The sequence below is a fragment of the Stenotrophomonas rhizophila genome (assembly GCF_003651185.1).
Taxonomy (GTDB): Bacteria; Pseudomonadota; Gammaproteobacteria; order Xanthomonadales; family Xanthomonadaceae; genus Stenotrophomonas; species Stenotrophomonas maltophilia_Z.
Genome location: NZ_RCDC01000005.1, coordinates 67850 through 89485 on the forward strand (window position 1 = coordinate 67850; position 21636 = coordinate 89485).

Here is a 21636-nt window from a genome sequence, read left to right on the forward strand (position 1 = left end):
ATGCTGTTGTTGGGCCTGGTGGCCTGTGGCCGCAGCGGGCCGAACTACGCCGCCGACGCGGCCGCCGGGGCCGTGGCATCTCCCGAGGGCGCGTTCCTGGCGTATGAACACGACATCCGCATCCAGCTGGATGCCAAGCGCATCAGTGAGCGGGTCAAGGCCGTGTCCGCGGCCTGCCAGAGCAACCGGTTCGGTGATTGCGCGGTGCTGCAGGTGGGCGAGGAAGGCGGTGAAACCCGCTCCGGCTCCATCCGCGTGCGCATCGCGCCCAAGGGCGTCGAGCCGATCATCGCGCTGGCCGGTGAAGGCGGCGATGTGGCCTCGCGCAATACCCATGCCGAAGATCTGGCCCAGCAGGTGGCCGACACCGCACTGACCCAGACCCGGCTGCAGAAAGAGCATGCGCAGCTGCAGGCCTATCAGCAGCGCAGTGACATGAAGGTGGCCGACCTGTTGGCGGTCTCGCAGCGCATGGCGGAGATCGAGGCCGGGCTGGAGCAGGCCAACAAGGAGGCTGCGCAGCAGCGTCGCCGGATCGATACACAGCTGGTCACCCTGCACTTCGAAGGTCCGGCGGGGCAGCGCAGCCGCAGCGACATCGGCAAGGCGTTCAGTGAGTTCGGATCGATCTTCACCACCAGCATCGCGTTCGTGATCCGCGCGGTGGCGGCACTGCTGCCGGTCGGCGTGGTGGCGTGGGCGGTCGGTGCCGTGGGCCTGGCGCTGTGGCGCCGCCGCAAACGTCGCAAGGCCGCGGCGGCCGCGCGCTGACCATGCCGGTCGTGCCGCGCGCCAAGGCGCGGCACGACGGTTGACTCAGCCTTCGTCCTGCTCGTATTCCACGAAGACATCCAGCTCCAGCGCCAGTTCCTGCACCGCGTCACGCACGCGCTGGGCGCCGAGTGCGTTGCCTACTTCCACTTCCAGTTCGTGCGTGCCCGGGCCGATGTCATCGGACAGGCCGGCCGAGCTGGAATCGTCGTCGTCCATGTGCGGCATCAGGTCGTCGGTTTCCTCGACGTGTTCGATCCCCTCGATGCTCTGCAGCAGGTCGGTGATGGCACGTGCATCGTCTTCGGTGCCGGTGATTCGCAGTCGCAACAGGGCCATGGGTCGAGCCTCGGGGGAAAGGGACTCCAGCCTAGCCAGCACGCGGAAAAGGTCGGGTGAGGATGCGCGCCGGGTCGTGGCGCCCGGTTCAGTCGTGCGTGCGGTCCGCAGGCGGCAGGCCCAGCAGTTCATCGGGCAGGGCGGGCAGCGGGGTGCGCTCATCCAGTGCTTCGCGCTTGAGCCAGTCCATGAACGCCTGCGCGGTCGGGCTGAGCGGCCGGTGTTCGGCGTGGACCACATAGTAGGCGTAGCGCGCCTTGAGTGCGGGGCCGGGCAGGCGCACCAGCTCATAGCGCTGCAGGTAGGGCTGGGCGATGTGCTTGCGCGCCAGCACTGCGCCGATGCCGTAGACCGCGGCGCGCATCGCATCGGTGCTGTCGCTGAAGGTGTGCAGCGAGGGCAGGTCCAGCCCGCGCACACCCGCCGCCTGGAACCAGTCGCGCCAACCCTGCGGCGACATGTCGCTGAGCAGCGGCAAGGTGGCGATCTGTGCCGGTTCGCGCAGCGTCGAGACGCCCGCCAGGGAAGGTGAGGCCACCGGGCAGAGTTCATCGTCCATCAGGTGATGCGCGGTCATGCCTGGCCACTGGCCAAGACCGTAACGGATGCCCAGTTCCGGACCCGTCTCGTCGAAGCGCACCAGCTCGGTGCTGGTCTGCAGCTCGATACGCATGCGCGGATGCTGTTGGGTGAAGCGCGGCAACCGCGGGATCAGCCAGCAGTACGACAGCGAGCGGATGGTGGTGACCCGCAGCGGCACGATGTCCGCCTGGGGATGCAGGTTGCCGGCCACTGCGTTGAGATCACTGAGCGCGGCCGCCGCCGCGTCGGCCAACTGGCGGCCTTCGGCGGTCAGCCGCACGCCGCGCGCATGGCGCTGGAAGAGGATGGTTCCAAGCAGGTCTTCCAGCCGTCGCACGTGGTGGCTGACCGCGCTGGCGGTGAGGTGCAGCTCCTGGGCGGCGTGGGCGAAGTTCTGGTGGCGTGCGGCAACCGCGAACACCCCCAGCGCGGGCAGCAGGGCAGGGCGAAGGATCATGGTCGAGACCCAAATCATATTTGTGGCTTGCACGGATACTACGCGCTTGTGGGCGCGTGACGGCAGGCGGATGCTGTCGCCCTTCCTCCCCCGGATTCACGCGCATGTTGCCGTCCCTTACCGCTCGCCCTGCGTGTCAGCTTCCCTGCGGAGGCCCACCGTGAGCGGGGCGCCGCTGGCCGCAGGTACGGTGGAGCGCGATTGGCGTACCCCGCTGGAACTGACCGTACTCGGCGCGATCTGGGGCTGCTCATTCCTGTTCATGCGGGTGGCCGTGCCGGCCTTCGGACCGTACGCACTGGTGGAGGTGCGGTTGCTGCTCGGCGCGCTCGTGCTGCTGCCGTTCCTGTGGCAGGCGCGCGCGCAGTTTCCGGCGCGTCGCTGGCTGTGGCTGGCACCGATCGGCCTGATCAATTCGGCCATCCCGTTCGTCCTGTTCGCCTGGGCCGCACAACGCGCCCCGGCCGCGATCGGGGCGATCTGCAATGCGATGACCGTGCTGTTCGCCGCGCTGATCGCGTTCCTGTTCTTCGGCGAAAAGATCGGCATGCGCCGCGCGATCGCCCTGCTGGTCGGCTTCGCCGGCGTGGTGGTGCTGGCCACCGCCAAAGTGTCCGGTCTGAGCATCGGTGCGGCGGTGATGGCCGGTGCCCTGGCCGCGCTGTTGTATGGCTTGGGCGTCAATCTGGTGAAGCGCCACATGACCGGCCTGCCGCCGGCGGCCTCTGCCGGTGCCACGCTCGGCTGCGCGGCGATCCTGCTGCTGCCGATGGCGCTGACCCATTGGCCGACCGCCCCGATCCCGATGCTGTCCTGGGCCTGCGCGATCGCCTTGGGCGTGGTCTGCACCGGCCTGGCGTTCCTGATGTTCTACCGCCTGATCGCCCGCATCGGCCCGGCTCGTGCCTCGACCGTGACCTATCTGGTGCCGATGTTCGGTGCGCTGTTCGCGTGGGTGTTCCTGGGCGAACCCGTGACCGGCGCGATGGTCGTGGCGGGCGTGCTCATTCTCGGGAGTGTGGCGGTGTCCCAGAAGCGATAGAGATCGCCTCTGCGGAGGCGATCGGCCGGCCAGCGGCCGGCACGACCGAGACGTGCATATCCAATCCCATGCACGTTCAACGCGCCAGTGGCTTGGCCTTATCGCACCGGCACCGGGATGTTACACAGGTCGATGTGGCCGGCCGGCCGCTTGTAGAAATCATCGACGCGGTTGCGGCGCGCTTCGGTCGCATCGGCAAAGGTCCTGGAGTCGGTGCGCAGCACCTGCAGCTTGGGTCGCTGCGCAGCCGGTACATCGCTGGCACGCTGGATCGACTGGATCGCGGTGCGCTGCGCCGGATCGGCGTAGAAGCCCATCGGTGCCGGTCCACGCGGCAGCGCGCTGAGCAGCTCCATGCCCTGCAGCACGCGGCCGACCACGGTGATGTTGCGGTCCAGCTGACGCGGTGACTGCCCGGTCACCACGTACAGCTCCGCGCCGATGCTGCTGTCTTCCTCGTTGCTGCGGCCGGCGCCCAGTGCACCGTAGCAATGCGCCAGCCAGGTCTTGCCGTCCTCGCGGTCCTGGCCCACCGGGAAGCCGTTGACGAAACCGGTCTGGTCGGCCCAGCCGTCACGGTCGGGCAGGGGGCTGACCTTGAGCCCCTTGCTGTCGCGCTGGAACTCGGCCGGGAGCTTGCGCGTGGCGCTGCCGAGCGGCTTCGCCTTGGCGGCATCATCGGCGTCGGCATCGCCGAACTGCACCACGAAATTGTCCTGCGCGCGGTAGATGCTCTCGCCATCCCAGAAATGCTCGTGGGCAAGCGTCTGGATGTTGGCCACGTGCTGCGGCGCGAACGCCGGGGCCAGCTCGATGATGACGCGGCCGGCGGGCAGGTTCATGTACAGCAGGTTGGCCGGGTCGGGCGTGCGCCAGTCACTGTCCGGCGAGGCGTCCAGAATCTGCTGCGGGCTGCGGTAAGGCGTGGCCGCGCTGGCCAGGCTGGGCAGCAGGCAGGCCAGAGCGAGGGTGAGCAGGGCAGGACGACGTGGCGACATGGCAGACCCGTTCAGGAAGGGAGTGCCCGATTGTGCGCGAAGCGCACCGGCTACGGCCAGCCAGGGGATGTCCTGCGGCACGGTGACTAACGACACATCCGCTATAGCGAAGTTCGGACTAGTGTGGACTCCACGCTAGCGGAGACCGCCATGAGCGACCACGAAGTCCACCTCAAGAAGTTCCAGAAAGAGCTCAGCTCCGGCACGGTCTCCCTGGCCTTGCTGGCGGTGCTGGCCAAGGCCGGCGAGCCGCTGTACGGCTACCTGATCGCCAAGGAGCTGGAGCGGGTCGGCGAGGGCGTGCTGAGCGGCAAGCAGAGCGCGCTGTACCCGGTGCTGCGCAACCTGGAAGGGGCCGGGTTGCTGGAAAGCCATGTTGAACCGTCGGTGGCCGGGCCACCGCGCCGCTATTACCGCATCAATGACACGGGGCGTGAAGTGCTCAGCCAATGGACCGCCGCGTGGCGTGCCACCCGTGATTCCGTCGATTCCGTCCTGGAAGGGGTAACCGCATGAACATCGAATCCGTGGCCGGTCGGGCCTTGCCGACCACCATTCCCGCGTATCTGGCACAGCTGCGCGCGGCGCTGCACGACGCCGATCCGGCGATGGTGCAGGACGCCCTGTATGACGCCGAGGAATACCTGCGCTCGGAGCTGGCCGCCCAACCGGGGCGCAGCGAGGCCGAGGTGATCGCCGATGTGGCCGGCAGCTACGGTGCGCCGGAAGAAGTGGCCGAGATCTACCGCGAAACGGAAATCACCGTGAACCGTGCGCTGCGCACGCCGAGCGCGGGTGCTGCACCGATCCGACGTGCAGCGGCCAGCAGCCCCGGCATCGCCTCGGTACCACCGCCGCAGGCGCCGCCCAAGCCACGCTCGGCCGTGGCCCGCTTCTTCGGTGTCGCACTGGAGGCACGCACCTATGGCGCGCTGTTCTACATGCTCCTGTCGCTGGCCACCGGTACGTTCTTCTTCACCTGGGTGGTTACCGGCCTGTCGCTGTCGCTGGGCCTGATGGTGCTGATCATCGGCATTCCGGTGGCGGTGTTGTTCTTCGGCTCGGTGCGCGGTCTGTCGCTGCTGGAAGGGCGGTTGGTCGAAGCCCTGCTCGGCGAGCGCATGCCGCGCCGGCCGACGTATTCCGACCGCAGCCGCAGCTGGCTGCAGCGCATCGGCGACATGTTCACCGATGGCCGCACCTGGCTGACGCTGCTGTACTTCGTGCTGATGCTGCCGCTGGGCATCGTCTACTTCACGATCGCCACCACGTTGTTGTCGACCTCGATCGGCTTCATCTGGGCACCGGTGGCGGCGCTGTTCTCCAGTGACTACGTGGGCATCCACATCGACGGCATCCAGATGCTGCCGCTCTGGGTCACACCGCTGCTGGCGATCATCGGTGTGCTGCTGCTGTTCGCCACGCTGCACCTGGCGCGTGGCATCGGTCACCTGCACGGGATGATGGCCAAGCATCTGCTGGTGCGGCTGTAACCCACGGCCACAGGTTGGAACCCGAGGATCCGGTAGTGCCGGCCGCTGGCCGGCTCCCCAAGCTGCTGGATGAAAGCGCAGCCGGCCAGCGGCCGGCACTACCCACAGCGTAAGCCCCCTGGTCGGGGGGCGGTCGGCAAGCGGGCGTCAGCCCGCTTTACGGCGCAACGGGGTCACGTTGCTCGCGATCTTCGCGGCTTTTTTCGGCTTGCTGGCCACGCTCTGCGCATGGGCCGCGAAGAAATCGCGCACCTTGGGGTAGACCGTTTCGCGCCAGCGGCGGCCGCTGAAAATGCCGTAGTGGCCGGCGCCTTCGACGATGAAATGCTCGCGATGCGCGGCCGGAATGCCGGTGCACAGGTCCTGCGCCGCTTCGGTCTGGCCGAGGCCGGCGATATCGTCCAGCTCGCCTTCGATGCTCAGCAGTGCGGTGCCGGTGATCGCGCTGGGATCCACGCGTTCACCCTGTACGTACCACTCGCCGCGCGGCAGCAGGAACTCCTGGAAGACCACGCGGATCGTGTCCAGGTAGTACTTGGCCGGCATGTCGAGCACCGCGTTGTACTCATCGTAGAAACGACGGTGGGCGTCGGCATCTTCCATGTCGCCCTTGACCAGGTCGGCATAGAAATCCCAGTGCGAACTGAAGTGGCGGCTCGGGTTCATCGACAGGAACCCGGCGTGCTGCAGGAAGCCCGGGTACACGCGGCGGCCGGCGCCGGGGAAGGTCGCCGGCACGGTGTGGATGACGTTGTTCTCGAACCACGACATCGGGTTCTGCGTGGCCAGGTTGTTGACCGCGGTCGGGCTGCAGCGCGCATCGATCGGGCCCCCCATCATCACCAGCGACCGCGGCGTGGTTTCGCCACGGCTGGCCATCAGCGAGACGGCGGCAAGCACCGGCACGGTCGGCTGGCAGACGCTGATCACGTGCAGCTTTTCCGCGCCAAGGTGGCGGATGAATTCCTGCACATAGGCAATGTAGTCATCCAGCCCGAACTCGCCTTCACTGCCCGGCACCATGCGCGCATCGACCCAGTCGGTCACGTACACGCGGTGATCGCGCAGCAGGGTGCGCACGGTATCGCGCAGCAGCGTGGCGTGGTGGCCAGACAACGGCGCCACCACCAGCACGAACGGCTGGTTGAGCATCGTGTGCAGCTGGTCGGCTTCATTGCTGTGGCGCTTGAAGCGCAGCAGTTTGCAGAACGGCTTGCTGATCTCTTCGTGGACGACGATCGGCACGCGCTCGCCCTCGACGTCGATTTCGTTGATGCCCCATTCGGGCTTCTCGTAATCCTTGCCGATGCGGTGGAACAGCTCATTCACAGCGGCCAGGCGATCCGCGCCGGGCATCTGCGACCACCAATGACCTTGATTGGCGAAGAACTTCGCGTTGGCCTGGGCCTGGTGCACCCACGGGGCGAGCAGGTTGCGGGTCAACTCATGCAGCTGATATAGCATGACGTCCAATATGTATGGTCTTATGTTGCCGCGCAGCATAGCGTACCCGTCGCGCGGGCGCCTTAATGCGGGTGCTGTCTCAGTTGTTATCGAGACTCAGGGCGTGCCGCGTTCCAGTGCAGCCGCGTGCCCGGCCAGTGCGGGCGACAGCCAGCAGTGCGAGCCCAGCGCTGTGAACCCCACGCGCTTGAGCTGGCTGCGGTACCAGCGCGCCGGGCGCGGCTGGAAGCCTTCGTTGTCGCCATCGAAGTCATCCTCGGCCGTGAATGCCTCCAGGAAGGCCACGCCGGCGGTCAGTTCGGCAAAGCCCTCCAGTGCCGGGCGCAGCTCGCGGCTGGGCACGTAATGCATCACGTCCGAGCAGATCAGCAGATCCACCGGTGCGCACGGGCGCAGCCAGGCGAAATCGCCGACCTTGGCCGGGTGCAGGTTGCGGCTGCGGCCGTAGCGGTGCACGGCGTAATCGCTGCTGTCGAAGCCCAGGTACTGCACGCGGGGGCGCAGTTTGAGCAGCGGGGCACGCCAGGCGCCTTCGCCACAGCCGATATCCAGCACGCTGCGGATCGGGCGTTCCAGGTAGTACTCGGCGCTGGCCACCGCGAGCGCCACCTTGCGCGCCAGGCGCGCGGCGCCACCGGTCTGGTCAGGCTGGTACCAGCGCTGGAAGTAAGCGGCGTCGTAGGTTTTGTCCATGGGGATATGCACGTGGGTGAAAGCGGCGCTTATCGTACGGCGTGGGCGCGCGGATGCGTAGTTGAGGTGTGGCGATGGGTCGCGCCCGCCACGCACGAGGCGGCCCTGCCGGGCATGCGAGAATGGCGGCCAACCCATGCCAGCCGCCGGAGCAAGCACATGCAGTCCTACTACTGGGTCAAGACCTTCCACCTGTTGTTCGTGGTGGCGTGGATGGCGGCGGTGTTCTATCTGCCCCGGATCCTGGTCAACCTCAGCGAGACCGCCGGCCAGCTGCCGGTGACCGAGCGGCTGCAGCTGATGGGCCTGCGCCTGTACAAGTTCGGCCACATGATGTTCGGCCTCGCGCTGATCCTGGGCGTGGTGCTGTGGCTGGGCTACCGCGTGATTCCCGATTTCCCGACCATGGTCGCGCCCGGTGCGGCGGGCTGGCTGCATGCCAAGCTCGGCCTGGTGGTGCTGCTGCTGGTGTATTACTCGTGGACCGGGCGGCTGCTGAAAGGCGCGGTGAAGGGCAAGCTGCTGCCGTCCTCGCGTGCGCTGCGCTGGTTCAACGAACTGCCGCTGGTGCTGTTCATCGGCGTGGTCTGGCTGGTGATCGCCAAGCCGTTCTGAGTCAGTCAAAACCGGCCAGCGGCCGGCCCTATAGCCGGGCCACGCCGCCGGTGTGCTGCACAAAAAAAAGCCGGGCGCTCACGCGTCCGGCTTTTCCGTTTCCGCCGCAGCCCGGTCAGGCCACTTCGTAGGTCCCGTAGCTGCGCAGGCGCTCGTAGCGCTTCTGCAGCAGCTCATCGACCGGCAGCTTCTCCAGCACGTCCAGCTCGTTGAGCAGCACGGCCTTGAGGCGCTTGGCCATCTGGTTCGGGTTGCGGTGGGCGCCACCGGTGGGCTCACGCAGGACCTTGTCCACCAGGCCCAGGCTCTTCAGGCGCGGGGCGGTCAGGCCGAGCTGTTCGGCGGCGTCCTTGGCCTTGGCCGGGTCCTTCCACAGGATCGAGGCGCAGCCTTCCGGGCTGATGGTCGAGTACACGCTGTACTCCAGCATCACGGTGCGGTCGCCCACACCCAGTGCCAGTGCGCCACCCGAACCGCCTTCACCGATCACCGTGCAGACCACCGGCACCTTCAGTTCGGCCATTTCCATCAGGTTGCGTGCGATCGCTTCGGACTGGCCGCGCGATTCGGCATCGATGCCCGGCCAGGCGCCGGCGGTGTCGATCAGGGTCAACACCGGCAGGCCGAAGCGCTCGGCCATCTTCATCAGGCGCAGCGCCTTGCGGTAGCCCTCCGGCTTGGGCATGCCGAAGTTGCGCCTGATCTTTTCCTTGGTGTCGCGGCCCTTCTGATGGCCGATCAGCATCACCGAGCGACCACCGATACGGGCCAGGCCGCCGATGATCGCCTTGTCGTCGGCGAAGGCGCGGTCGCCGGCCAGTTCCTGGAACTCATCGCAGATGATGCGGATGTAGTCCTCGGTATACGGGCGGGACGGATGCCGGGCCAGCTGCAGCACCTGCCAGGAGGTCAGGTTGCGGAAGATCTGTGCAGTGCGCACCCGCAGCTTGTCCTGCAGGGCATTGACCTCGGCCTCGACATTGACCGCAGGTCCGGCGCTGGCGCTGCGCAGTTCCTGGATCTTCGCCTCCAGATCAGCGATGGGTTGCTCGAAGTCGAGGTAGTTCGGATTCATCGGAAACCGTCGTGAAGAAAAGAGGGAAAGTGTAGCCGAATGCGCCGAAAAGCCCCGTACGCCGTCGTCTGGAAACCGACGTTAGCGCAGCGGGGCCAGGCGCGCCAGTCAGCTCAGGGGACGACCAGCGCCGCGCTGCCCATCAGCGTGCTGCGGGTCTTCACGAAGGTGTTGTAGCCCTCGTTGGCTTCCTTGGGCAGGCCCGAGCCCAGCCGGGCGGTGGCGGCGGTGAACGCCATCTGCGCCTGGAAGGCCTCCTGCTGGAGCTGCAGCTGCGCATCGGCGGTGGTGGCATGCAGGTAGCGGGTGTACAGCTCGCGCAGCGGGCCGGCATGGGCCTCGAAGGCCGGGTCCAGCGCGGGCAGTGCGGTCGGGGCGGCTTCCAGCGCGTAGGCGGGCGCGGCGTAGCCGTGGGGCTGCTGGCGTGCGTAAACACCGGGCTGGCCCATGCCTGCTTCGACGTAGGCGATGAAATCCGGGGCGGTGAAGATCTTGGCGTTGATCCGGCCGCCACTGGCGTCCACGTGGGCCACGGTCTGCACCTCCGGGAACGGCTCGCGGACGCCGAAGCTCCACGCCTTGTCGATGAACAGGTCGTGCGTGCTCTGGTACGGCCCTTGGAAGGTCACCCCGCCCAGCTCGATCTGCTTGTCCAGGCTGCCGAAGTTCTGCAGCTTGTCTTCGCTGGTGACGTAGATCTCGTTGGCGATCACGTACTCGGCCAGGGTCGGGTTGATCAACCCGCCCTTGCCGCTGGCGTAGACGATGAAGCGCACGTCGCCGAGCTGGTCGGTCTGCAGGTGATGCTCACCGGGCTTGAGCTTGACCGGGCGCGAGGCGTGCGCGGCGATCGGCAGTTCGTTGCCGTCGATGCGCAGGGTCAGCGGGGTATCGCCCGGGTTGTCGATCTCGAAGGTCTGGGCGGGGCCGGCACAGCCGGTGAGGGCGACGGCTGCACTCAGCAGCACGGCAAAACGCTTGATCAAAACAAAATACCTGTGTTGCAACAGAAAAAAATCAGTTCGCCCAGGGCGGGCTGTAGCGCACCTTCACCGTGCGGACCGCGGGATCGGCGCGCAACGCATCGACCAGGTGGCTGTCCACGCGCACGGCGATGTCACCGGCGACATCGAGCATGCCGGCCACCGGGCCCTGTTCCGAGCCGAGCAGCAGGTCCAGCCGCAGCGGTGTGCGGCCGGGGCGATGCCGGTCGAGCAGGGCGTTGACGCGGTTCCACACCGCACCGTCATGGCGCAGGTCCACCCGCAGTGACAGCCGCGTGGCGTAGTTGGCGCAGATGTCTTCGTAATCCCAGACCTGACGGATGCGCAGCGCATAGCCGCCGTTGAACTCGTCTTCGCGCAGGCCGCCCTTGACCACCAGGATCCGGTCCTTGGTCATCAGGTGGCCGAACTCGGCCAGGCCATCGGTGAAGGCGCTGCATTCCACGCGGCCCTTGCCGTCTTCGAGCTGCATGAAGATCTGGCTCTCGCCCTTGCGGCGTACGCCGACCACCAGGCCGGCCAGGATCACCGGCGTTTCCTGGCGCCAGGCACGCTTCTCGCCGTCCTTGCTCGGGCGGGCCGGCGGGATCAGCTTTTCCAGCTTGCCCAGGTCGGTGCCGACCAGTTCCTTGACGTCATCGGCGTAGGGATCGAACGGGTGGCCACTGAGGTAGAAGCCCAGCGTTTCGCGCTCGCCGTCCAGCAACTGGCCCAGCGCCCACTCGTTGGCTTCCGGCAACTCCAGCTGCATCGCCGTGCTGACCGGATCGGGCGCGCCGAACAGCGAGTTCTGCCCGGAGGCCTTCTCGCGCGCCATCTGGTCGGTGGCCTTGAGCACTTCGGGCAGTTGCAGCATCAGCGAGGCGCGGTTCTTGCCGAGCCCGTCCATCGCGCCGCAGTTGATCATCGCTTCCAGCGTGCGGCGATTGAGCTTGCCCGATCCGGCACGCATGCAGAAATCCAGCAGCGATGCGTAACGGCCGCCACGCTGGCGTTCCTCCACGATCGCTTCGCAGGCACCCTGGCCGACGCCCTTGATCGCGCCCAGGCCGTACACGATGGTGTCGGCGCTGGAGGCTTCGAACATGTACGCCGACTCGTTCACGCGCGGCGGCAGCACGGTCAGGCCGAGGTTGCGCACTTCGGCAAGGAAGCCGACCACCTTGTCGGTGTTGTCCATGTCCGAGGACAGCGTCGCGGCCATGAACTCGGCCGGGTAATGCCGCTTGAGCCAGGCGGTCTGGTAACTCACCAGCGCGTAGGCGGCGGCGTGCGACTTGTTGAAGCCGTAGCCGGCGAACTTCTCCATCAGGTCGAAGATCGCGTCGGCCTTGGCTTCGACGACACCGTCCTTGGCCGCACCTTCGCGGAAGATCTCGCGGTGCTTGGCCATTTCGGCCGGCACTTTCTTGCCCATCGCACGGCGCAGCAGATCGGCACCGCCGAGCGAGTAACCGCCGACGATCTGCGCCATCTGCATCACCTGCTCCTGGTACACCATGATGCCGTAGGTGTCTTTCAGGATCGCTTCGGTGCGCGGATCGGGATAGATGATTTCTTCCTGCCCGTGCTTACGCGCGTTGAAGGAGGGAATCAGGTCCATCGGGCCGGGGCGATACAGCGACACCAGCGCGATGAGATCTTCGAAGCGGTCAGGACGCGCGTCTTTCAGCAGGCGGCGCATGCCCGAGGATTCGAACTGGAACACCGCGCCGGTATTGCCGTTGGCGAAGATGTCCTTGTAGGTGGGTACGTCATCCAGCGGCAGCGCGGTGATGTCCACCGGCGGAATGCCGGCGCGCTCATGGCGCTTGTTGATCGCCTTGACCGCCCAGTCGATGATCGTCAGCGTGCGCAGGCCGAGGAAGTCGAACTTCACCAGGCCGATTTCTTCGACGTCGTTCTTGTCGAACTGGGTGACCGGGTTGCGGCCGCGGCCGCCTTCGTCATGTTCGGCGAACAGCGGGCAGAACTCGGCCAACGGCTCCGGTGCGATCACCACGCCACCGGCGTGCTTGCCGGCGTTGCGGGTAAGGTCTTCGAGCTGGCGCGCCAGGTCGATCAGATCGCGGACATCGTCTTCGTTCTGGTAGCGCTGGATCAGCTCCGGCGAGGCCATTTCCGAATCCTTGCCTTCGCCCATCGCATCCTTGAGCGAGATGCCCAGGATGTTGGGGATCAGCTTGGAGACGCCATCGACCAGACCGTACGGGAAGCCGAGCACGCGGCCGGAATCGCGCACCACGGCCTTGGCCGCCATGGTGCCGTAGGTGATGATCTGGCTGACGCGGTCGCGGCCGTACTTGCGCGCGACGTAGTCGATCACTTCGTCGCGGCGGTCCATGCAGAAGTCGATGTCGAAGTCGGGCATCGACACGCGTTCGGGGTTGAGGAACCGCTCGAACAGCAGGTTGTACGGAATCGGATCCAGATCGGTGATCTGCAGCGCCCAGGCCACCAGCGAGCCGGCACCGGAACCGCGGCCGGGGCCGATCGGAATGCCCTGGTTCTTTCCCCACTGGATGAAGTCGGCCACGATCAGGAAGTAGCCGGGGAAGCCCATCTTGATGATGGTGGCCAGTTCGAATTCGAGGCGCTCGACATAATCGGCGCGGGTCTTGCCCGGTGCCAGCGGATTCTTTTCGAGGCGCGCTTCCAGCCCCTTGCGCGATTCGCTGCAGATCCAGCTGTCGAGGGTTTCCTCTTCGGGCACCGGATAGTTGGGCAGGAAGTAGGTGCCCAGCCGCATCTCGATGTTGCAGCGTTCGGCCAGCGCAAGGGTGTTGTCGATCGCGTCGGGAATGTCGGCGAACAGCGCGCACATGTCCTCGGCGGATTTGAGGTACTGCTGGTCGCTGTAATCGCGCGGGCGTTTGGGATCGTCCAGCACGCGGCCGGAGGAAATGCAGACGCGCGCTTCGTGGGCGCTGAAGTCTTCCGGCTGCAGGAAGCGCACATCGTTGCTGGCGATCACCGGCAGGCCACGCTGGCCGGCAGCCTGCAGGGCGAATTGGTTGAAGGCTTCTTCGCCATCGCGGCCGGTGCGGGTCAGCTCCAGGTGCAGGCCGTCACCGAACACGCGCTGCCAATCGGCGAGCTGCTGCTCGGCCAGGTCATGGCGGCCGTCACCGGCGAGGCGGCCGGCGAGGCTGTCGCGGCCGGCCAGTGCGAACAGGTTGTGGCAGCCGGCTTTGAGCCAGTCCGGGTGGACGGCGACGCCGCCTTCGGGGCGGTGGCCTTCCATCCAGGCGCGGGTCAGCAGCCTGGAGAGGCTGAGGTAGCCTTCGCGGTCGCGACAGAGCAGGGTCATGCGCCAGGGCGTCATGCCTTCTTCGGCGATCATGATGTCCGCGCCGGCGATGGGCTTGATGCCCACGGTTTCGGCGGCTTTGTAGAACTTGACCAGCGCGAATAGATTGTTGAGATCCGTCACTGCCAGTGCGGGCAGCTTCAGTTCGACCGCGCGGCTGAGCAGGTTGGCCTGCTTGGCTTTTTTCGGGTCAGCCTGATCCGGCTTCGCCGGGACACGGATGGTCGAATCCGCCAGCGAAAATTCGGTGTGGACGTGGAGATGTACGAAACGGGAAGTGGACATGCCGAACCAATGTGATGCCCGGTCAGGGTAGCGGTGGCGGTGGTCGCTAACAAGGCTTGACAGGGGTGTTGCGGGGGCGCGGGTTGGCGCTGGGGTTCAGGTTTGCTTCGGCGGTTCCAGCGGGTGCGGGGGTTGGCGGTGGTGAAGCAAGTGCAGGAGCGGTGGGCCCGGTGGTGCTGCGGGCTGGGGCGGCGGGGGCAGAGTCGCGGGACGCGCTGTGAATACATCCCTGTAAGCTCGTAGGCAGCATCCATGCTGCCTAACGGTCCCGCGCCTCTACCCCCACCACCCCTTCGACAGATGGCCGGTGCGTTGGGGCGAGCAACAGCTGATCCTTCGATAGGTGAGGGGGCGTTGGGGTTGGCAACGGCCCATTCTTCGATAGATGGCGGGTGCGCAGAGGCAGGCACCAGTCAGCCTTCGACAGATATCAGGTAGGCAGGCGCGAGTAACCGCCCACCTTTCCACCGGTGGCTGAGGCCCGGTGGCGAGCAATCGCCGTGTGTTCTTTGGTGCCGTGCCGGGCAGGGCCCGACAAGTGCAGCGCTCAGGCGGGGAGGCTGCTGCGGTCGGGTTCCAGGCACGCGCGGACGGGGGCGAAGCTGCGGCGGTGCTGGGGGCAGGGGCCGTGGCTGCGCAGGGCGGCGAGGTGGGCGGGGGTGCCGTAGCCTTTGTGCTGGTCGAAGCCGTATTCGGGGTGGGCGTCGTGCAGCGTCTGCATGAAGCGGTCGCGGCTGACTTTGGCGAGGATCGAGGCGGCCATGATGGCGCGGTCGAGGGCGTCACCACCGATCAGGGCCTGGGCCGGGCAGGGCAGGCCTTTGGGGACGACGTTGCCGTCGATGCGGGCGAACTGGGCGACGTGGGCGACGCCTTCGACGGCGCGGCGCATGCCGAGCATCGTGGCCTGGTAGATGTTGAGGGCGTCGATGTCGCCGACGTCCACCATCACCACGTGCCAGGCCAGGGCGCGGTCGAGGATCTTGTCGTAGAGCTGGTCACGGCGTGCCGCGGTGAGCTGCTTGGAGTCGTCCAGGCCGTTGAGGCGCGGTCGGTCGGGGCAGAACACCACGGCGGCCACCGCGACGGGCCCGGCCAGGGGGCCGCGGCCGGCTTCATCCACCCCGGCCACGTAGCGCGGGGCGACGGTGGCCAGGGCGGCGCCGTCGAACAGGGCCAGTGAAGCGGCGGCGGCGTGGCGACGGCTCATGCGGCGCGGCCGTGGTGGGGGCCGCGTTCAAGCAGCTCGGTGACGGCGTCGGCGGCCCGTGCGGAGGCGTCGCGCCGCAGCTGCAGGTGCAGGCGCTGGTAGGTGTCCTGCAGGTCGGTCACGCGCTGGGGGCGATCGAACCACTGCAGGATGGCGGCGGCCAGTTTGTCCGGGGTGCAGTCGTGCTGCATCAGCTCCGGCGCGAGGTCCTTGCCGGCCAGGATGTTGGGCAGGGCGAAGCGGTCGACCTTGAGCAGCCCCAGCGCCTTGACGATGCGGTAGGTGAGTTCGGCCACGCGGTAGCCGACCACCATCGGGCGTTTGACCAGCATCGTCTCCAGGGTGGCGGTGCCGGAGGCGAGCACGACCACGTCGGCGGCGATCATCGCGGTGCGCGCGTTGCCGTCGAGCAGGTGCGAATGGGCAACCGGCAACGCCGAGGCGGAAAGTTGCTCGCTGATCAGGGTGCGGCAGGCGGCGTTGGCGGCCGGAACCACCACGTGCAGGCCGGGGATGCGTTCGGAAACCTGCCAGGCGGCTTCGAAGAACGGTTCGCCGAGCTTGCTGATTTCCCCCAGGCGGCTGCCGGGCAGTACCGCCAGTACCTTCGCGTTGGAGGGCAGGCCGAGTGCGGCACGCGCCTGTTCGCGATCATTGTGCAGCGGGATGTCATCGGCCATCGGATGGCCGACGAAGCGGGCGTCGATGCCGTGCTTGGCGTAGATCGGCGGTTCCATCGGGAACAGGCACAGGACCAGATCGGCGCTGGCCCCGATCTTCTCGGCACGCTTCTCACGCCAGGCCCAGACCGAGGGGCTGACGTAATGGACGGTGCGCACGCCGCGTTCCTTCAGCCAGCGCTCGACGCCGAGGTTGAAATCGGGCGCGTCGATGCCGATGAACACGTCCGGCTGCCACTCCAGCGCACGCGCGCGGAACGCGCGGCGTAGTTTGAGCAGGCGCGGCAGGTGGCGCAGGATTTCGGTCAGGCCCATCACCGCCAGTTCGCTGGCGTCGAACCAGGTCTGGCAGCCGGCGCTGCGCATGGCATCGCCGCCGATGCCGGCGAACTCGGCATTCGGGAAGCGCAGGCGCAATTCGCGGATCAGGCCGGCCCCGAGCAGGTCGCCGGAGGCTTCACCGGCGACCAGGGCGATCCGCACAGGGCGCTCGGAGGTGCGCACGGCCAGCGTCTGTTCAACGCTGGTCGCCATCGCAGCGAGTGGAATGATCTCGGCGGTCGTCATGCCCGGGGTGTGCCCGCCTGGAGCCGTCATCGCAGCAGGGGCCTCTCGGCGCTTTCGATGAAGTCCAGCAGGTCCTTCACGTCGGCGCTGTGGGTGGCCTGCTCGGCCAGCTGCACCTTGGCGTCGGCCAGCGGCAGGCCGGCCACGTACAGCGTGCGGTAGGCGCGCTTGATGCTGGCGATGCGCTCGGCATCGAAGCCGCGGCGCTTGAGGCCTTCGCTGTTGATGCCGCGCGGGCGGCCCAGGGTATCGCTGCCGACCATGGTGAACGGCGGAACGTCGCCGTTGGTCAGCGCGCCCATGCCAAGGAAGGCGTGGGCACCGATGCGGCAGAACTGGTGGGCACCGGCGAAGCCGCTGATGATCACGTAGTCGCCCACGGTGACGTGGCCGGCCAGCGTGGTGTTGTTGGAGAACACGCAATGGTCGCCGACATGGCAGTCATGCGCCACGTGGGTGTAGGCGAGCATCCAGTTGTCGTTGCCGACCGTGGTGATGCCGCCGCCACCGGCGGTGCCGCGGTTGATGGTGACGAACTCGCGGATGACGTTGTCATCGCCGATCACCAGCTCGGTGCGCTCGCCTTTGTACTTCTTGTCCTGCGGCTCGCCACCGATCGCGGCATGGCCGATGAAACGGTTGTTGCGGCCGATCCGGGTCGGGCCGTGGATCGAGCAGTGCGGACCGATCTCGGTACCGGCACCGATTTCCACGTCCGCACCGATCAGGCAGAACGCACCCACGCGCACATCCGCAGCCAGCGTCGCCGACGGGTCGATGACCGCGGTGGGGTGGATGAGAGGGGCGTTGTCACTCATTGCAGATCTCCTGCCTGGATCATTCGCGGGTGCCGGCGCACAGCACTTCGGCGCAGGCGACGATTTCGCCATCGACCTTGGCCACGCAGTCGTACACCGCCATGTTGCGGATCACGCGCTTGATCTCCACGTGCATTTCCAGCACATCGCCGGGCACGACCTGCTTGCTGAAGCGGGCTTTGTCGACCTTCACCATGTAGAACAGCTTGGACTGCGCATCGCGGCCCAGGGTGAGCTGGGTCAGCACGCCGCCGGCCTGGGCCATGGCTTCGATGATCAGCACGCCGGGCATGATCGGCTGGCCCGGGAAGTGGCCCTGGAAGAATGGCTCGTTGATGCTGACGTTCTTGGTGGCGACGATCTTCCGGTTCTCGAAATCGAGCGAGATCACCTTGTCCACCAGCAGGAACGGGTAGCGGTGCGGGATCAACTGCTGGATCTGGTTGATGTCCGGCAGATTCTGGTTGTTGCTCATTCTTTCTCCTTGCTCACAGACAGGATGCGCCGGGCGAGCGCATCGAGCTGCTTGAAGCGCGCGGCATTTTTACGCCACGTGCGGTTGTCGGTCAGTGGGGTGCCGGAGGAATACTCGCCCGGCTCATGAATGGAGTTGCGCACCACCGATTTGCCGGTGATGACGACCTTGTCGCAGATTTCGAGGTGACCGACGACGCCGACGGCGCCGCCCAGCAGGCAGTAGCGGCCGATCTTGGCGCTGCCGGCGATGCCGGTGCAGCCGGCGATGGCCGAGTGGGCGCCGATCTGGACGTTGTGGGCGACCTGCACGAGGTTGTCCAGGCGCACGTCGTTCTCCAGCACGGTGTCTTCCAGCGCGCCGCGATCAACGCAGGTATTGGCGCCGATTTCGCAGTCGTCACCGATGCGCACGCCGCCGAGCTGGGGCACTTTGATCCAGTGGCCGGCATCCATGGCCAGGCCGAAGCCATCGGCACCGAGCACGGCGCCGGGATGGATGCGCACGCGCTTGCCGAGCTTGACGCGGGTGACCAGGGTCACGCGGGCGATCAGTTCGCAGCCGTTTTCCAGGGTGCAGTCTTCGCCGATGATGCTGCCGGGGCCGACGATGCAGTTCTCACCGACGACGCTGCGCGCGCCGATGGTGACGAACGGCCCGATGTGGGCACTGGCGGCGACCTGGGCGTCCGGATCGATGCAGGCGCTGGGGTGGATGCCCGGGGCGCGCGGCGGTGCGATATCGAACAGGGCGGCGATCTTGGCGAAGGTGGTGTACGGGTCCTTGGCGACCAGGGCGGCGCCGGGCGCGGCCTCGGCATCCTCGGCGCGCAGCACGACGATGGCCGCCTGGCTGTCGGCCAGCTGCGCGCGGTAGCGCGGATTGGCCAGGAAGGTGAGCTGGCCGGGGCCGGCATGGGCGAGCGTAGCCACGCCATGGATGGCGGTGCTGCCATCACCATGGACCTGCAGGCCAAACTGCTCGGCGAGTTGCTGGGCGGTATAGGTAGGAGTGTTCACCGGGGGAGTTTACCGTGTGATGCCGAAACGGTCATGCGGGGCGGGGGTTTTGGGGTGGGTGTGTCGGTTTGCTGTGGCTCCGGCGCCTTGGTTGCCATCGCGCGGGGTCATGGCGGGCAGCCCGCCACGCCCCCCGACGGTTCAGCGCGAGCGCGGCAGGGTAGTGCCGGCCGCTGGCCTGACCCAGAAACGAAAACGCCGGGCAAAGCCCGGCGAATGCGTACCGCGTCTGGTGGAGAGGCCCCCTTCTGTTAAGGGGGCCGCGCCGACGGCGCGGGGGATAGGAGGAATCGTTGGGCCCCAAGGTTTGCTGCGCAAACCTTGGGCAATTCACGTTAGGCGGTCAGAACTGACCGCCGAACGTGAATTGCAGACGCTCGACTTCGTCGCCGTCTTCCTTCTTGAGCGGGAAGGCGTAGCTGATCGAGATCGGGCCGACCGGGGCGCGCCACAGCAGGGCCACACCGGTGGACACGCGCAGTTCGTTGGCCTTGAAGTTGTCCACGCCGGTGTACACGTTGCCGAAGTCCACGAAGGCCGAGATGCGGGCCGAGGGGCTGTCGAACAGGCGCGGGAAGTAGGCTTCCACCGAACCAACGGTCTTCAGCGAGCCGCCCAGCGGCTGGCCGCGGTTGTAGCTCAGGGTCGGTTCCGAACGCGGGCCGAGGGTGTTGTCCTCGAAACCACGCACCGAGTTGGTACCACCGGCGTAGAAGTTCTCGTAGAACGGCAGGCCAGCGGCGGTCACCACGCGGGTGCTGCCATCCGGGTTGGTGATCACGCGGGTGGTGTCATTGCCGTAGCTGTCGCCGTAGCCGACTTCGGCGCGGGTGTTGATGACCAGCTGCGGGATGATCGGCCAGTACTTGGAGAACTGATAGTTCAGCTTGTAGTACTCCACGGTCGAACCCGGCAGCGTGGTTTCCAGGCCGACGCGCTGGTAGGTACCGCGGGTCGGCATGAAGTAGTCGTTGCGGGTATCGCGCGCCCAGCCCAGCTCGGTACGCCAGGAATGGAACGTGCGCTGGCCGATGGCATCGATGTAATCGATGATCGCCTGCGGGGTCGACCCCTGGTACGTGGTGATCTGGTTGCTGTCGATGCCCACCATCAGCGAGACGGTGTCGTTCTCGGTGATCGGCACGCCGAACACCACCTGCGCGGCACCATTGGTGCTGTTGTACTGCGCGGTGTTGAAGTCGGAGTAATCCAGTTCGCGCCAGGACAGGTTGTAGCCCAGCGAGACGCCGTCATCGGTGAAGTACGGGTTGGTATAGCTGAAGCCGTAACGCTGCAGGTAGCTGCTGCGCGACGCTTCGACCGACACACGGTTGCCGCCGCCGAGGAAGTTGTTCTGCGACAGCTGCACCGAGGTGGTCATGCCGTAGGACTGCGAATAGCCCAGGCCGAACACGAAGCTGCCCGAGGTGGTTTCCTTGACGTTGTAGACCACGTCGACCTGGTCGTTGCTGCCGGTGACCGGCGGCGTTTCCACGTCGACCGATTCGAAGTAGCCCAGGCGCTGCAGACGGATCTTGGAGCGGTCGATCGCGGCCTGCGAGTACCAGCTGTTCTCGAACTGGCGCATTTCACGACGCAGCACTTCGTCGGAGGTGCGGGTGTTGCCCTTGAAGGTGATGCGGCGCACCGACACGCGCGGGCCGGGAACGACCTGCATGTTGATGGCCACCGTGCGGTCGGCACGGTTGCTGGTCGGGATCGGGTTCACCTTGGCGAAGGCGTAACCGATGTTGGACAGCGAATTGGTGATCTGGTCCGAGCTGAACTCCAGCAGCGCACGCGAGAACGTGTCGCCGGATTTCTGGATCACCATGCGCTCGACATCTTCCTGCGGCAGGATGGTGTCGCCGGTGACCTTGATCTCGGAGATCTTGTACTGCTCACCCTCGGTCACGCCGGCGGTGATGAACATGTCGCGCTTGTCGGGACTGATCGAGACCTGGGTGGAATCGATGCTGAAATCCACGTAGCCGCGGTCCAGGTACCAGCCGTTGAGCTTTTCCAGATCGCCGGACAGCTTTTCCTTGGAGTACTGGTCATCGCGGCGGTACCACGAGGCCCAGTTGTGCTCCTTGGATTCCCAGGTTTCCAGGATGTCCTTGGCCGGGAACTTCTCGGTGCCGACCAGGTTGACGTGCTGGATCTTGGCGGCCTTGCCTTCCTTGATCGCGATGGCGATGTCCACGCGGTTGCGGTCCAGCGGGCTCACCGTCGGGGTGATGTCCACGTTGTACTTGCCACGGTCGTTGTACTGGCGGCGCAGTTCCTGGGTCACCCGGTCCAGGCTCAGGCGGTCGAAGGTGCCGCCCTCGGTCAGGCCGATGTCGCTCAGGCCCTTGAGCAGCTGGTCGCTCTTGATGTCCTTGTTGCCGGTGACGGTCAACTTGTTGATCGCCGGGCGTTCCTTGACCGTGACCACGAGGATGTCGCCCTGGCGGTTGAGCTGGACGTCTTCGAAGAAGCCGGTCTTGTACAGCGCACGGATGGTCTCACCGACCTTGTTGTCGGTGATCGTGTCGCCACGTTCCACCGGCAGGTAGGTGAACACGGTACCGGAGGTGATGCGCTGGAGACCATCCACGCGGATGTCGCTGACGGTGAAGGGCTCGGCTGCCTGCGCCAGGGCGGGCGCGCCGAAACCGGCAACGAGTGCGAGGGCCAGCAGGCGGCGATTGGGGAGTCGCGTCATGTCACGTCCGGTTGGAGTCGATTTCAACA

19 protein-coding genes are annotated in these 21636 nt (G+C 66.6%); 5 read left to right on the forward strand and 14 right to left on the reverse strand.

The genetic code is table 11. From position 1 onward, the window contains the following. Nucleotides 1-771 carry a DUF4349 domain-containing protein gene (locus tag BCL79_RS11915; protein WP_121041446.1) on the forward strand — a complete coding sequence of 257 codons (771 nt, stop codon included), beginning with the start codon at nucleotides 1-3 and terminating at the stop codon, nucleotides 769-771. Nucleotides 772-816: 45 nt separating this feature from the next. On the opposite strand, the gene BCL79_RS11920 is transcribed toward BCL79_RS11915, so the two are convergent. After that, a complete protein-coding gene (locus BCL79_RS11920; protein WP_019184421.1) occupies nucleotides 817-1110 on the reverse strand; it encodes a hypothetical protein in 294 nt (97 codons plus the stop codon). An 88-nt stretch (nucleotides 1111-1198) separates the two neighbouring features. After that, nucleotides 1199-2149, reverse strand: a complete 951-nt coding sequence (locus BCL79_RS11925) for a LysR substrate-binding domain-containing protein (RefSeq protein ID WP_121042185.1) — start codon at nucleotides 2147-2149, stop codon at nucleotides 1199-1201. A 160-nt stretch (nucleotides 2150-2309) separates the two neighbouring features. On the opposite strand from BCL79_RS11925, the gene BCL79_RS11930 reads away from it, so the two are divergent. Next, the gene (locus BCL79_RS11930) at nucleotides 2310-3191 is read left to right on the forward strand and encodes a DMT family transporter (RefSeq protein WP_121041448.1); all 882 of its coding nucleotides are present in this window, start codon (nucleotides 2310-2312) and stop codon (nucleotides 3189-3191) included. A gap of 98 nt (nucleotides 3192-3289) precedes the next feature. On the opposite strand, the gene BCL79_RS11935 is transcribed toward BCL79_RS11930, so the two are convergent. Then, entirely contained in the window at nucleotides 3290-4189 is a 900-nt protein-coding gene (locus tag BCL79_RS11935; RefSeq protein ID WP_121041450.1) for a peptidylprolyl isomerase, read from the reverse strand. Nucleotides 4190-4339: 150 nt separating this feature from the next. On the opposite strand from BCL79_RS11935, the gene BCL79_RS11940 reads away from it, so the two are divergent. Both BCL79_RS11940 and BCL79_RS11945 read left to right on the forward strand, forming a co-directional pair. Further along, nucleotides 4340-4705, forward strand: a complete 366-nt coding sequence (locus BCL79_RS11940) for a PadR family transcriptional regulator (protein WP_121041452.1) — start codon at nucleotides 4340-4342, stop codon at nucleotides 4703-4705. After that, a complete protein-coding gene (locus BCL79_RS11945; RefSeq protein ID WP_121041454.1) occupies nucleotides 4702-5682 on the forward strand; it encodes a sensor domain-containing protein in 981 nt (326 codons plus the stop codon). Before BCL79_RS11940 ends, BCL79_RS11945 begins: the two co-directional genes overlap by 4 nt. A gap of 147 nt (nucleotides 5683-5829) precedes the next feature. Here the strand turns inward: BCL79_RS11945 and BCL79_RS11950 are convergent, their stop codons facing one another. After that, nucleotides 5830-7185, reverse strand: a complete 1356-nt coding sequence (locus BCL79_RS11950) for a polyhydroxyalkanoate depolymerase (RefSeq protein WP_183073770.1) — start codon at nucleotides 7183-7185, stop codon at nucleotides 5830-5832. Between the two features lie 57 nt (nucleotides 7186-7242). Then, on the reverse strand, nucleotides 7243-7839 hold the full coding sequence (locus tag BCL79_RS11955) for a class I SAM-dependent DNA methyltransferase (protein ID WP_121041458.1): 597 nt from the start codon (nucleotides 7837-7839) through the stop codon (nucleotides 7243-7245). 159 nt (nucleotides 7840-7998) lie between these two features. On the opposite strand from BCL79_RS11955, the gene BCL79_RS11960 reads away from it, so the two are divergent. Continuing rightward, nucleotides 7999-8454 (forward strand): CopD family protein, encoded by a 456-nt coding sequence (locus BCL79_RS11960; RefSeq protein WP_121041460.1) that lies wholly within the window; start codon nucleotides 7999-8001, stop codon nucleotides 8452-8454. Nucleotides 8455-8569: 115 nt separating this feature from the next. Here the strand turns inward: BCL79_RS11960 and BCL79_RS11965 are convergent, their stop codons facing one another. The 9 genes from BCL79_RS11965 to bamA all read right to left on the reverse strand — a co-directional run bounded on the left by BCL79_RS11965 (nucleotide 8570) and on the right by bamA (nucleotide 21607). After that, a complete protein-coding gene (locus tag BCL79_RS11965; protein ID WP_121041462.1) occupies nucleotides 8570-9529 on the reverse strand; it encodes an acetyl-CoA carboxylase carboxyltransferase subunit alpha in 960 nt (319 codons plus the stop codon). A gap of 113 nt (nucleotides 9530-9642) precedes the next feature. After that, entirely contained in the window at nucleotides 9643-10515 is an 873-nt protein-coding gene (locus tag BCL79_RS11970; RefSeq protein ID WP_121041464.1) for a hypothetical protein, read from the reverse strand. A 31-nt stretch (nucleotides 10516-10546) separates the two neighbouring features. Then, complete coding sequence (dnaE, locus tag BCL79_RS11975) at nucleotides 10547-14128, reverse strand: DNA polymerase III subunit alpha (protein WP_121041466.1); 3582 nt, start codon at nucleotides 14126-14128, stop codon at nucleotides 10547-10549. 547 nt (nucleotides 14129-14675) lie between these two features. Next, a complete protein-coding gene (locus BCL79_RS11980) occupies nucleotides 14676-15338 on the reverse strand; it encodes a ribonuclease HII (RefSeq protein WP_121041468.1) in 663 nt (220 codons plus the stop codon). Next, nucleotides 15335-16552: a lipid-A-disaccharide synthase gene (gene lpxB, locus BCL79_RS11985; protein ID WP_226956600.1), complete on the reverse strand. Its 1218-nt coding sequence runs from the start codon at nucleotides 16550-16552 to the stop codon at nucleotides 15335-15337. Before lpxB ends, BCL79_RS11980 begins: the two co-directional genes overlap by 4 nt. A 59-nt stretch (nucleotides 16553-16611) precedes the next feature. After that, nucleotides 16612-17403 carry an acyl-ACP--UDP-N-acetylglucosamine O-acyltransferase gene (gene lpxA / locus BCL79_RS11990; protein ID WP_121041472.1) on the reverse strand — a complete coding sequence of 264 codons (792 nt, stop codon included), beginning with the start codon at nucleotides 17401-17403 and terminating at the stop codon, nucleotides 16612-16614. 19 nt (nucleotides 17404-17422) lie between these two features. Continuing rightward, nucleotides 17423-17878, reverse strand: coding sequence for a 3-hydroxyacyl-ACP dehydratase FabZ (fabZ, locus tag BCL79_RS11995; RefSeq protein ID WP_019184406.1), 456 nt, complete (start codon nucleotides 17876-17878; stop codon nucleotides 17423-17425). Next, nucleotides 17875-18897, reverse strand: a complete 1023-nt coding sequence (lpxD, locus tag BCL79_RS12000; protein WP_121041474.1) for a UDP-3-O-(3-hydroxymyristoyl)glucosamine N-acyltransferase — start codon at nucleotides 18895-18897, stop codon at nucleotides 17875-17877. The genes fabZ and lpxD overlap by 4 nt, the downstream gene beginning before the upstream one ends. A 343-nt stretch (nucleotides 18898-19240) precedes the next feature. Then, nucleotides 19241-21607, reverse strand: coding sequence for an outer membrane protein assembly factor BamA (gene bamA / locus BCL79_RS12005; protein ID WP_121041476.1), 2367 nt, complete (start codon nucleotides 21605-21607; stop codon nucleotides 19241-19243). Nucleotides 21608-21636: the final 29 nt, after the last annotated feature.

Excerpts from the sequence above, each read along its gene's own strand:
- BCL79_RS11915 (WP_121041446.1), top strand. The coding sequence starts at position 1 with ATGCTGTTGTTGGGCCTGGTGGCCTGTGGCCGCAGCGGGCCGAACTAC.
- BCL79_RS11920 (WP_019184421.1), bottom strand. The coding sequence starts at position 1,110 with ATGGCCCTGTTGCGACTGCGAATCACCGGCACCGAAGACGATGCACGT.
- BCL79_RS11925 (WP_121042185.1), bottom strand. The coding sequence starts at position 2,149 with ATGATCCTTCGCCCTGCCCTGCTGCCCGCGCTGGGGGTGTTCGCGGTT.
- BCL79_RS11935 (WP_121041450.1), bottom strand. The coding sequence starts at position 4,189 with ATGTCGCCACGTCGTCCTGCCCTGCTCACCCTCGCTCTGGCCTGCCTG.
- BCL79_RS11940 (WP_121041452.1), top strand. The coding sequence starts at position 4,340 with ATGAGCGACCACGAAGTCCACCTCAAGAAGTTCCAGAAAGAGCTCAGC.
- BCL79_RS11945 (WP_121041454.1), top strand. The coding sequence starts at position 4,702 with ATGAACATCGAATCCGTGGCCGGTCGGGCCTTGCCGACCACCATTCCC.
- BCL79_RS11950 (WP_183073770.1), bottom strand. The coding sequence starts at position 7,185 with ATGCTGCGCGGCAACATAAGACCATACATATTGGACGTCATGCTATAT.
- BCL79_RS11955 (WP_121041458.1), bottom strand. The coding sequence starts at position 7,839 with ATGGACAAAACCTACGACGCCGCTTACTTCCAGCGCTGGTACCAGCCT.
- BCL79_RS11960 (WP_121041460.1), top strand. The coding sequence starts at position 7,999 with ATGCAGTCCTACTACTGGGTCAAGACCTTCCACCTGTTGTTCGTGGTG.
- BCL79_RS11965 (WP_121041462.1), bottom strand. The coding sequence starts at position 9,529 with ATGAATCCGAACTACCTCGACTTCGAGCAACCCATCGCTGATCTGGAG.
- dnaE (WP_121041466.1), bottom strand. The coding sequence starts at position 14,128 with ATGTCCACTTCCCGTTTCGTACATCTCCACGTCCACACCGAATTTTCG.
- BCL79_RS11980 (WP_121041468.1), bottom strand. The coding sequence starts at position 15,338 with ATGAGCCGTCGCCACGCCGCCGCCGCTTCACTGGCCCTGTTCGACGGC.
- lpxB (WP_226956600.1), bottom strand. The coding sequence starts at position 16,552 with ATGGCGACCAGCGTTGAACAGACGCTGGCCGTGCGCACCTCCGAGCGC.
- lpxA (WP_121041472.1), bottom strand. The coding sequence starts at position 17,403 with ATGAGTGACAACGCCCCTCTCATCCACCCCACCGCGGTCATCGACCCG.
- fabZ (WP_019184406.1), bottom strand. The coding sequence starts at position 17,878 with ATGAGCAACAACCAGAATCTGCCGGACATCAACCAGATCCAGCAGTTG.
- bamA (WP_121041476.1), bottom strand. The coding sequence starts at position 21,607 with ATGACGCGACTCCCCAATCGCCGCCTGCTGGCCCTCGCACTCGTTGCC.